We start from the raw sequence: 10119 nt of genomic DNA, 5'->3' as shown, positions 1-10119 counted from the left end.
TTGCCTTCAAGCCGGCAACACCCCATGACGCCTGGAAGGGCGGAGGCGTTACCCGCTCGACCCCGTGCGGCAATCATTGAGGAGGTGCGCACCATGAAAGTAATAACCGGCGATTTCGAAACCGAGGAACAGATGACGAACGCCCGTGATGATCTGATCTCCACGGGCATCGACGCCGAGAAGGTCACCGTCGACCGGGAGCATATGCAGCTCAAGGTCGTCATCCCCGCCGATATCGAGCGCGAGATCAACGAGATACTTCAGCGCCACGATCCGTTGAAGCTGCATTGACCACAGGGGCGGCCCCGGCCGCCCCCGGCAGTACCCGATGCCGTTGGCTCCGGCTCGCATCCCTACGGCCTCGTGAGCGCCGTAGTACAATCGGGCAACGCCCTACGAGTCATCAGCACTGAGGACCTCGCAGGAAGATGGACCTCCATCAAAGCCAGCACACGGCCGCTAACCGGCACCGCCGCGGGCCAGGCGTCCCGCTCGCGGGCGTTGCGGTACTGGTCATCGCTGTCCTGCTCAGCGCCTGCGGTGTGATCGAGCGGGCCTCGGCGCCACCCCCGCGTACGCTGGAACTGCTGGCCAGCGGGGGCATCACCCCGGCAGAGGCAGGTCCCCACGGCACCCTGCTGATCGAGACGCCCGAGGCCCGGGCGGGCTACCGCGGCGAGGCCATCGCCTACCGCCGGGAATCGCCGGTCATCGATTACTTCGCCACCGCCCGTTGGGCGGCCCCTCCGGCGGAGTTGCTCGCCGCCGCCGCGGAGGACGCGCTGGCCAGCGCGGGATTATTCCGCAGTGTCGCGCGCAGCCCCGCCGCGGTGGCGTCGGACTACCGCCTGGAGATGGAGCTGCTCCACCTCGAGCAGGACTATCGCGATGGCGAGCCCGGACACGCCCGCGTGGCGCTCCGGGCCCGCCTCACCGATGCCCGGGGCCAAGTGCTCGGGAGCCGGCTGCTGTCCGCCAGCCGCCCGGCCTCGAGGGCCGGCCCCGAGGCGGCCGCCCTCGCCGCTGGCGCCGCCAGCGAGCGGCTGCTCACCGAGCTCGTCCGGTTCGTCCACGGCGTGCTCCCGCCGCCTGATGGGCCGGGGGAATAGCGGGATCGCCCGGTGGCTCGGCCGCTGGGCGATCCGGCTCGCCGTGACCTTCGTGGCGGTCAGCCTCCTCCTAGTGGTACCACTGCGCTGGCTCGACCCGCCGACCAGTGCCTTCATGCTGCGCCACCACTACCTCGCGGGCTCGGACCCCGATCTCGCGCCACCACGCCACCAGTGGGTGGACTACGCCGACATCAGCCCCGCCCTGGCGCTGGCGGTGGTGGCGGCCGAGGACCAGCGCTTTCCCGACCACCCGGGCTTTGACCTGCGCGAGATCCGCCGCGCCTTCGAGCAATACCGCCGCGGGGGCCAACGCCTGCGCGGCGCGAGCACCCTCACCCAGCAGGTGGCCAAGAACCTGTACCTGTGGCCCGCCCGCAGCCTGGTGCGCAAGTCACTGGAGGCATGGTTGACGCTGCTCATCGAGCTCACCTGGCCGAAGCGGCGCATCCTCGAGGTCTATCTCAACATCGCGCGCTTCGGGCCGGACGTCTATGGCGCCGGAACCGCCGCCCCCGCGCTGCTCGGGATTCCCCCGGCGCGACTCTCCTCCGAGCAGGCGGCGTTGCTCGCCGCCGCCCTGCCCAATCCGGAGGTCTACCGGGTCAACGCCCCCTCGCCACGCATGCGCGAGCGCCAGCGCTGGATCCTCACCCAGATGCGTGCCCTCGGCGGCAGCCCCTGGCTGGAGGGTGCCCTGTGACTTCCCCGCCGGCGTTGATTAGCATGTCCGTTACTTCTCCAGCAGCAATCGGGGTATCCGCCGTGTCGAGCAGGCCGCAGACCAAGCTCCCGGGCGTCGGGACCACCATATTCGCCGTGATGTCGGCACGGGCCGCTGAGCACGGTGCCCTCAATCTCGCCCAGGGTTTCCCGGACTTCCCGCCCCCGGACGGCCTCGCCCGAGCGCTGGACGAGGCGGTGCGCGGCGGCCGCAATCAGTACGCCCCGCTGCACGGGCTCGCCGAGCTACGGGCCGCCATCGCGGCGCAGTGCGCGCGCAGGGACGGCCAGGCGCCGGATCCGGAGCGCGAGATCACGGTGACCTCCGGGGCCACGGAGGCCCTGTTCGATGCGGTACAGGCGGTGGTCCACCCGGGTGACGAGGTCATCATCCTCGAGCCCGCCTATGACGCCTACGCCCCGGCGGTGACCCTGGCCGGCGGGCGGGTGGTGCCGGTGGCCCTGTCACGCCCGGATTTCCGCCCGGATATCGCCGCGCTGCGCGCCGCCATCGGGCCGCGCACCCGTTTGCTGATCCTTAACACCCCCCATAACCCCACCGGCGCGGTCTGGCCCCGCGAGGACCTGGAGGCGGTGGCCGACGCCCTCTCCGGCAGCAACGCGCTGGTGCTCAGTGACGAGGTCTATGAGCACATTACGTTCACCGCCAACGGCCACGTCAGCGCCCGAGCGGTGCCCGGGCTCGCCGAACGCGCCTTCGTGGTGGGCTCCTTCGGCAAGACCTACCACTGCACCGGCTGGAAGGTCGGCTACTGCATCGCCCCGCCGGAGCTGAGCGCGGAGCTCCGCACGGTCCATCAGTTCGTGACCTTCGCCACGCCCACCCCACTGCAGGCGGCCTTCGCGGAGTACATGGAGGCGGACCCCGGTCATCCCGCCGCGCTGGCGTCGTTCTACGCCGCCAAGCGCGACCGGCTGCTCGCCTGGCTGGCGGACTCGCGGCTGGCCTGCCCGGAGAGCGCAGGCACCTATTTCCAGCTGGTGGACTACAGCGCCATCAGCGATCAACCGGACGTGGAGTTCTGCGAGCGACTGATCCACGAGGCGGGGGTGGCGGCCATCCCGCTGTCGCCGTTCTATCACCAAGCACCGGGGGACCTGCGCCAGGTGCGCCTGTGCTTCGCCAAGCAGGATGCCACCCTGGATGCGGCGGGGGAACGGTTATGCAGGCTCTGAGGATGTCGCTGGTCCAGGCCGATCTGGCCTGGGCGGACCCCACCGCCAACCACCACCACCTCGAGGAGCTGCTCGCCCCCCTGGCGGGGTGCACGGACCTCGTGATCCTGCCGGAGATGTTCGCCACGGGCTTCACCATGGAACCGGAGCACCACGCCGAGCCCGTCGACGGCCCGTCCCTGGCCTGGATGCGTCGCCAGGCGGCCCGTCTCGGCGCCGTCATCACCGGCAGCCTCGCCGTCAGCGAGCAGGGGCGGCACCGCAACCGCCTCTACTGGGTCCGCCCGGACGGCAGCAGCGAGCACTACGACAAGCGCCACTGCTTCCGCATGGCCGGTGAGCACGAGCACTACGCCCCGGGCCAGCGCCGCCTGATCGTGGAACTCCTGGGCTGGCGGATCTGCCCGCTGATCTGCTACGACCTGCGCTTCCCGGTATGGAGCCGCAACCATGACGACTACGATCTGCTGCTCTACGTGGCGAACTGGCCGGCGGTGCGGCGCACCGGGTGGCAGCGGCTTCTGCCCGCCCGGGCCATCGAGAACCTTGCGGTGGTGGCAGGGGTCAATCGGGTCGGCACCGACGGCAACGACCGGGACTACGCCGGCGACAGCGTGGCCCTGGACTGGCTCGGCGATCCCCTCGCGGAATGCGGGAGCGCCGAGGCGGTACGCACCGTCACCCTGGATCCGGCGCGCCTGCAGCGCTTCCGGGAGCGCTTCCCGGCCCACCTGGACGCCGATGCCTTCACACTGACCGACGACTAGGGCCGCGGCTGGTGCCGGGGATCGAACACAACCAACCCATGGAGCCATCCCAGTGACCCTGGACGAGCCCACACGCGCGCGCTTCCGTGAGGCCGCGGCCAGCCTCGAGGGGATCGACCACGCCGCCTATGAGGCGGTGGGCCGAGACCCCCTGGAGCCCATCATCGGCCTCGGCCCCGCCGACGCCCCGGTGGGCCTGTTCGGCCGTGACCCGGGCCGCGAGGAGGTGCGCCACGGCATCCCCTTCATCGGCAGCGGCGGCCAGAAGGTCCGCGAGGTCCTGCACCGCCATCATCGTGGCAGCGAGCTACCGGGCTTCGATGCCTCGGTGGCAGTGGGGCGGCACTACTTCTGGGCCAACACCGTACCCTACAAGCCCGCCGGCAACCGGGCCTGGTCCATGGCGGTGAAGCGGCGCTTCCATCCCCTAATGGCGGACCTGCTGGTCCACCACTGGCGTGGTCGCACCCTCATCACCCTCGGTCGGGAGGCCTTCCTTTGGTTCGGCATCGGCCGCAGCCGCGAGGAGCGCCGCGAGCTGGAGGGGTTCTGGCAACGCGACGACCGGTTCAGCGCCTGCTGCGAGGCGACGCTTGCCACACCCGATGGCGGCAGCGCGCGGTTCCGGCTGTGCCCGCTGCCCCACCCGTCACCGCTGAATGCCACCTGGTACCGGCGTTTCCCGGGCCTGCTGCAGGCGCGCCTGCAGCAGTTGGAGCTGTTATATTGAGGGATCACCAATCCCCCGACGCACGGACGACGCGAGAGACCCCATGACCGAACTCAGCCGCCTCCCCGAAGACGAGCTCCGTGCCCTGCACGAGCAGACGCTTGCGCGCTACCGCGCGTTCCGCGACCGCGGCCTGACGCTCAACATGGCCCGCGGCAAGCCCGCCCCGGAGCAGCTGGCCCAAAGCAACGCCCTGCTGGCACTTCCCGGGGAGGGGCAGCACACCGCCGAGGATGGCACTGACTGCCGCAACTACGGCGGTGGACAGGGCCTTGCCGAGGCACGGCGGCTGTTCTCGGCACTGGTGGGGGCCCCGGCGGAGCAGACCGTCGTGGCGGAGAATGCCAGCCTGGCGATGATGCATGACAACATCGTCTACAGCCTGCTGCTGGGCAACCCCGACAGCCCCCGGCCGTGGGCCCGCGAGGAGCGGGTGCGCTTCCTCTGCCCCGTCCCCGGCTACGACCGGCACTTCGCCATCTGCGAGGAATACGGCATCGAGATGATCAACATCCCGATGACCGGCGAGGGTCCGGACATGGACCGGGTCGAGTCCCTGGTGGCCGAGGATCCCACCATCAAGGGCATCTGGTGCGTGCCCAAGTACTCCAACCCCACCGGTGAGGTGTACTCCGATGAGGTGGTGGAACGGCTCGCGCGCATGGAGACGGCGGCCCCCGACTTTCGTATCTTCTGGGACAACGCCTATGGCGTACACCACCTCACCGACGACCCTCCCGAGCTCGCCGACCTGATCACGACCTGTGAGCGCGCCGGCAACGGCAACCGCCCCCTGGCGTTCGCCTCCACCTCCAAAGTCACCTTCGCCGGTGCCGGTCTGGGCGTGTTCGGCAGCTCCGCGGCCAACGTGAAATGGTACCTGGGCCGCGCCGGCAAGCGGGCCATCGGGCCGGACAAGATCAACCAGCTCCGCCACCTCGCGATGCTCCCGGATATGGCCGCCGTCGAGCGCCTCATGGACGGCCATCGACGGTTGATCGCGCCGAAGTTCGAGGCGGTCGACGAGGCCTTCCACCGGGTGCTCGGGGACCACCCGGTGGCGTCCTGGACCCGCCCGAAGGGCGGCTATTTCATCAGCCTGGACACACCGCCCGGCTGCGCCCGGCGCACCGTGGAGCTCGCCGGTGAGGCGGGGGTGGTGATGACCCCCGCCGGGGCCACCTTCCCCTACGGCAAGGATCCGGAGGACCGCAACGTCCGCGTCGCGCCTACCTTCCCCTCCCTGGAGGAGGTGGAGATGGCCGCCGAGGGGATCGCGGTCGCCACCCTGCTGGCGGCCACGGAGAAGGCCCTGGGCGGGCACAGCGGCAACGGCTGATCGCCGAACTTATACCCATAATCGCATAACAATCGTGGGGAGAAACCATGAAAAAGACCCTGACCGCGCTCGTACTGCTGGCTGCCTCCGGCACCGCCAGCGCCCTGAGCTGGCCCTTTTCCGGCGACAACGCGGCGGCGCTGCTTGAGCACGTGCCCGCCGACACCCCGTACTTCGCGGGCTACAGCGAGCCCTATGACGCCCCGGCGTACTTCGCCCACTGGCGGAATCGCATGGGCCTCGCGGACACCGCCGAGCTCCCGGACCCCGTCGAGGCCACCGACGAGGCCGGCCCCGGCGCCGGCATGCTGGCGGCGTTGCTGCGCCAGGCCATGGCCCACGGCGACGACGCCGGCGTCCAGGCGATGGGCCTGGACGAAGGTGGGGTCTTCGGCGTATACGCGGTGGAAGGGCTGCCAGTGCTCCGGTACCGCCTCGACGATGCGGATGCCTTCCGCGCCGCCGTCGCCGAGGCAGAGGGACAGGCGGGGGTCGAGGCGGCCGCCGGTACCGAAGAAGATCGCTGGCGCTACCCCTTCGATGCCCCCGCCGGTGCCACGCCCCCCGCGCTGGTGGTCGGCATCCATGGCGGCTACGCCGTGCTCACCCTGGCGGTACCGGGGATGGAGGAGGCGCTGACCAAGACCCTCGGCGAGGAACCGCCGGAGCCGAGCCTTGCCGAGACCGAGCGCCTGGCGGGGCTCGCCGAGACCCACGGCACGCTTTCCTGGGCCACCGGCTACATCGATCACACCGCCGTTGCGGCGGCGGTCACCGGCCACGGTGACAGCGGCACCGGGCGCCTCATCCGTGCCCTGGCGGACATCTATGAGGGGGAGCTTCCGGAGGTTTCGGAGGCCTGCGCCCGGGACCTGGATTCGATCATTGCCGGGGCGCCACGCAGCGTCATCGGCGCGGTGGAGCTGGACGCGAAAACCGGCCGCGCCCATAGCCGCTGGGTCACCGAGATCGCCGATCACGGCCTGATCACCACCCTGCAGCGGCTGCGCGGCCACATCCCCGCGGCAGTGGACGGCGGTGTCGCCCATCTCGGTATCGGCCTCGACATGGCCGAGCTGGTTCCGGTACTGCAGGCCTTGGTGGAACGCTTCCGGGCCGCCGAATGGGAATGCCAGGAGCTCCGGGAGCTCCAGGAGCAGGCGGATCCCCAGCAGCTCGCCGGCCTCGGCATGTTCACCGCCATGCTCGCGGACGTCCGCGGGATGAACGCCACACTGCTGGAGGTACCGGGGGGCGAGGGCATGCCGCCGGCGGTGGTGGATGTGGCCACTGGGCGCCCGCAGTCGCTATGGCAGGTCGCCCAGGGTTTCCTGGGGGCCACCAGCCAGCCGGAGATGGGGGGAGGACCGGTCCCCCTGGCCCACCCCATGCTCCCCGACGGCGCCCTTCGGGTAGCACTTCGGGAGGGGCGGTTCACGGTTCTGGCCGGCGAGGGCACGAGCCTGCCCGAGGCGACCGACGCCGATCTCTCGCCCAACGGGGTGCTCTCGTTGCGCTACAACCTCGCCGAGCTGGGCGAGGGCCTGCCCGACGAGTCGGCGGCGGTGGCGGCAGGCGCCGGCGAGGGAATGCCCGATGCCGAAGATCTCGAGGAGATCCGGGAGCAGCTGCGCGCGGTGAACGTGGACCAGACCATTGATCTCGACATCGGCGAGCACGGCATCCGCCTGGATGTGACGGCCACCCCTGGCAGCGAGCGCTAGCGCCGCCTTGGTGGAGACGGCGACGTCCCCCGGGCGTGATGTCCTGCAGCTGCTCGGCTGGCTGGCGCTGACAGCGGCGGCAGCGGCGAGCGGTGTACTGACACCGCCCGGGGAGTGGTATGCCGCGCTCTCCAAGCCGCCGGGGACCCCACCGGCCTGGGTATTCCCCGTCGCCTGGACGCTGCTATACGTGATGATGGCGGTGGCCGCCTGGCTGGTAGGCCGCCGCGTGACCCTGGAGACCGGCCTTCCGGTGCTGTTGCCCTTTATCGCCCAGCTCGGGGCCAACGGGCTGTGGTCGGTGCTGTTCTTCGGCTGGCAACGCCCGGCGATGGCGCTGCTGGATCTCCTGGTCCTGTGGGGTCTGGTCGTGCTGTGTATCCATCGCTTCCGGCGCGTCTCCGTGCCGGCGGCGACCCTGCTCCTGCCCTATCTGCTGTGGATCAGCTTCGCCGCTTACCTCAACGCCGGCATTGTCGTGCTTAACCCCCTGTAATCGGGCTCATCCGGCACCGGTGGCCGCCTCCAGCGCCCGCAACCGCTCCAGCGCCTCCTCGCGGCGGTCACCGCATACCTCCCGGCTGGCCGAGAAGGCCCGGCAGACCGCGGGCCGCTCGGGACGGCCGAACAAGGCGCACCGATAGTCCACGGTGAGATGGGGGCAGGGCACCCCCGCGGGCTTGCCCGCCGGCAGGCCGGGCAGCGGCGACGAGATGGAAGGCGCGATGCAGCAGGCACCGCAGCCGACTCGGCACTCCATCAGCGACCCCGGGAGGCCATGGCGGTGCGGTGCTCCTCCGAGGCGAGCCGCCGGAGGAAGGCGGCCGCCTCCCGTTCGATCACCGCATGCAGGCGTTCCCGGTGGCCGCTGTCCCGAAGGAGGGCCCGGGTTTCGGCCACTGCACCAACGGGCAGGCCCGCTACCCGCCGAGCCCAGGCCCGGGCCACCGGCCCCACGGCGGGGGGCTCGCAAACCTGGGTGACGACGCCGAGGCGTTCCCCCTCCATGGCGCTGAAGCGGTCGCCGAGGAGCATGAGCCGCGCCGCCCGCTGCGGGCCCACCAAGGCCGGCAACAGCTCTGTGCTGGCGAACTCCGGCACCAGTCCCATGGGTACGAACGGCATCCCGAGCTCCGCATCCGTGGCAGCGATCACCAGGTCGCAGTGCAGCAGCAACGTCGTCCCGATACCGAGGGCATAGCCACTGACCTCTGCGATCAACGGCTTGGGGCAGTCCACCACGCCGTGGAGGAAGCGGGCCAGGGGGTGACCACCCCACTGGCCCTCACCGACCAGCTCGCCGAGGCCCTCCAGATCATTGCCAGCGGTGAAATGACCACCGGCTCCACGGATATGGATCACGGCGACCGCCGAATCCTCACTGGCCGCGCCCACGGCCGTGTCCAGCTCTTCGTACATGGAGCGGGTGAGTGCATTGCGCTTTTCGGGGCGCTCCAAGGTCAGGGTCCGGACGGCCCCTTCGTCGGCGACGCTGATACCACCCTCGCTCACCGCGTCCGCGCCTCAGCGCCGGCCAAACGCCGCCACTCCTCGGGGTCGAACTCCAGGCCCTCCTTCTCCCAGGGCGGCACCGGGGTGAAGACCTCGACGAGGAAGTCGACGAAGGTGCGGACCTTGCGCGAGAGGTGGCGCCGGTGGGGGTAGAGCACATAGAACGCGGAGCTCTCATGGGGGTATTCCGGCAACACCGGCACCAGCCGGCCGGCGCGGATGTCCGCCATCACCAACCAGGTGGACAGCCGCGCCAGGCCGGCACCGGAGAGGGCCGCCTGGTAGAGGGCGTCCACGTTGTTGGCACGGAAATTCCCGGAGACGTGCAGCACCCGCCGGCCGCGCTCGGTGTCCTCGAACTCCCAATCGTTGAACAGCTCCATCTCCGAGAGGGTGAGGCAGTTGTGCTCAAGGAGCTCCTCCGGGGTGGACGGGCTGCCATGGCGTTCGATATACGCCGGGGCGGCGCAGATGATGCGACGGTTGACGCAGAGCTTCCGGGCGATCAGCGAGGGGTCATCCATCTGCTCGCGCCACTGTATAGCGACGTCGATGCCCTCCTCCACCAGGTCGACGTGGTGGTCGGTGAGCTCGAACTCCACATTGATCTGGGGATAGCGCTCCAGGTACTCGTTGATGCGGGGCAGGACCTCAACCCGGCCGAAGGAAACCGTCGCCGCCACCCGCAGGTTGCCGCGGGGGTTTTCGTTCAGCGATGTGATCGCCTCCTCCGCCTCCTCGATCTCCTGGATGATTCGCGCGCAGCGCTCGTAATAGGCCTGGCCGGCCTCGGTGAGGCTGATACGCCGGGTGGTGCGATTGAACAGCCGCGCGCCGAGGCGGTCCTCGAGGCGGCGAATCTGCTTGCTGACCGCGGAAGGGGTCAGGTCGAGATCCCGCGCCGCCGCCGAGAAGCTACCCTCCTCCACGGCCTTGGCGAAGATCATCATTTCCGCCGCCTTATCCATGAATCTCCCCGAAATCGCGCATGCGCTTTGCAGTGGCTATGCCGGGCTGT

The 10119-nt window shown here is 70.2% G+C and carries 12 protein-coding genes; 9 read left to right on the top strand and 3 right to left on the bottom strand.

Annotated features, from left to right (window positions below; all coding sequences use genetic code 11):
* Positions 1-93 precede the first annotated feature (93 nt).
* The 9 genes from ACQ754_RS11555 (at position 94) to ACQ754_RS11515 (ending at position 8085) form a co-directional block, all read left to right on the top strand.
* Complete coding sequence (locus tag ACQ754_RS11555; RefSeq protein ID WP_440997184.1) at positions 94-291, top strand: hypothetical protein; 198 nt, start codon at positions 94-96, stop codon at positions 289-291.
* Positions 292-428: 137 nt separating this feature from the next.
* A complete protein-coding gene (locus ACQ754_RS11550; protein WP_440997183.1) occupies positions 429-1109 on the top strand; it encodes an ABC-type transport auxiliary lipoprotein family protein in 681 nt (226 codons plus the stop codon).
* Positions 1093-1812: a monofunctional biosynthetic peptidoglycan transglycosylase gene (gene mtgA, locus ACQ754_RS11545; protein ID WP_440997182.1), complete on the top strand. Its 720-nt coding sequence runs from the start codon at positions 1093-1095 to the stop codon at positions 1810-1812. Before ACQ754_RS11550 ends, mtgA begins: the two co-directional genes overlap by 17 nt.
* Positions 1813-1874: 62 nt before the next feature.
* Positions 1875-3029, top strand: a complete 1155-nt coding sequence (locus ACQ754_RS11540; RefSeq protein WP_440997181.1) for a methionine aminotransferase — start codon at positions 1875-1877, stop codon at positions 3027-3029.
* Positions 3017-3796: an amidohydrolase gene (locus ACQ754_RS11535; RefSeq protein ID WP_440997180.1), complete on the top strand. Its 780-nt coding sequence runs from the start codon at positions 3017-3019 to the stop codon at positions 3794-3796. Before ACQ754_RS11540 ends, ACQ754_RS11535 begins: the two co-directional genes overlap by 13 nt.
* A gap of 52 nt (positions 3797-3848) precedes the next feature.
* The gene (locus tag ACQ754_RS11530; protein ID WP_440997179.1) at positions 3849-4526 is read left to right on the top strand and encodes a uracil-DNA glycosylase family protein; all 678 of its coding nucleotides are present in this window, start codon (positions 3849-3851) and stop codon (positions 4524-4526) included.
* Positions 4527-4569: 43 nt separating this feature from the next.
* A complete protein-coding gene (locus tag ACQ754_RS11525) occupies positions 4570-5865 on the top strand; it encodes an aminotransferase class I/II-fold pyridoxal phosphate-dependent enzyme (protein ID WP_440997178.1) in 1296 nt (431 codons plus the stop codon).
* A 47-nt stretch (positions 5866-5912) separates the two neighbouring features.
* Entirely contained in the window at positions 5913-7589 is a 1677-nt protein-coding gene (locus ACQ754_RS11520) for a hypothetical protein (RefSeq protein WP_440997177.1), read from the top strand.
* 10 nt (positions 7590-7599) lie between these two features.
* On the top strand, positions 7600-8085 hold the full coding sequence (locus ACQ754_RS11515; protein WP_440997176.1) for a TspO/MBR family protein: 486 nt from the start codon (positions 7600-7602) through the stop codon (positions 8083-8085).
* 6 nt (positions 8086-8091) lie between these two features.
* Here ACQ754_RS11515 and ACQ754_RS11510 read toward each other — a convergent pair whose 3' ends face one another.
* From ACQ754_RS11510 to ACQ754_RS11500, 3 genes are read right to left on the bottom strand one after another with little or no spacing between them, the layout of a single operon-like run.
* A complete protein-coding gene (locus ACQ754_RS11510; RefSeq protein WP_440997175.1) occupies positions 8092-8349 on the bottom strand; it encodes a YkgJ family cysteine cluster protein in 258 nt (85 codons plus the stop codon).
* Positions 8349-9101 (bottom strand): enoyl-CoA hydratase-related protein, encoded by a 753-nt coding sequence (locus ACQ754_RS11505; RefSeq protein WP_440997174.1) that lies wholly within the window; start codon positions 9099-9101, stop codon positions 8349-8351. Before ACQ754_RS11505 ends, ACQ754_RS11510 begins: the two co-directional genes overlap by 1 nt.
* The gene (locus tag ACQ754_RS11500) at positions 9098-10069 is read right to left on the bottom strand and encodes a LysR family transcriptional regulator (protein WP_440997173.1); all 972 of its coding nucleotides are present in this window, start codon (positions 10067-10069) and stop codon (positions 9098-9100) included. Before ACQ754_RS11500 ends, ACQ754_RS11505 begins: the two co-directional genes overlap by 4 nt.
* Between the last annotated feature and the right edge of the window lie 50 nt (positions 10070-10119).

Origin of the sequence: Arhodomonas sp. SL1 (assembly GCF_052060015.1) — a bacterium.
In the GTDB taxonomy this organism is placed as follows: domain Bacteria; phylum Pseudomonadota; class Gammaproteobacteria; order Nitrococcales; family Nitrococcaceae; genus Arhodomonas.
Note: the sequence above shows the minus strand (reverse complement) of the source record. Positions and strands in the feature narration are given on the sequence as shown.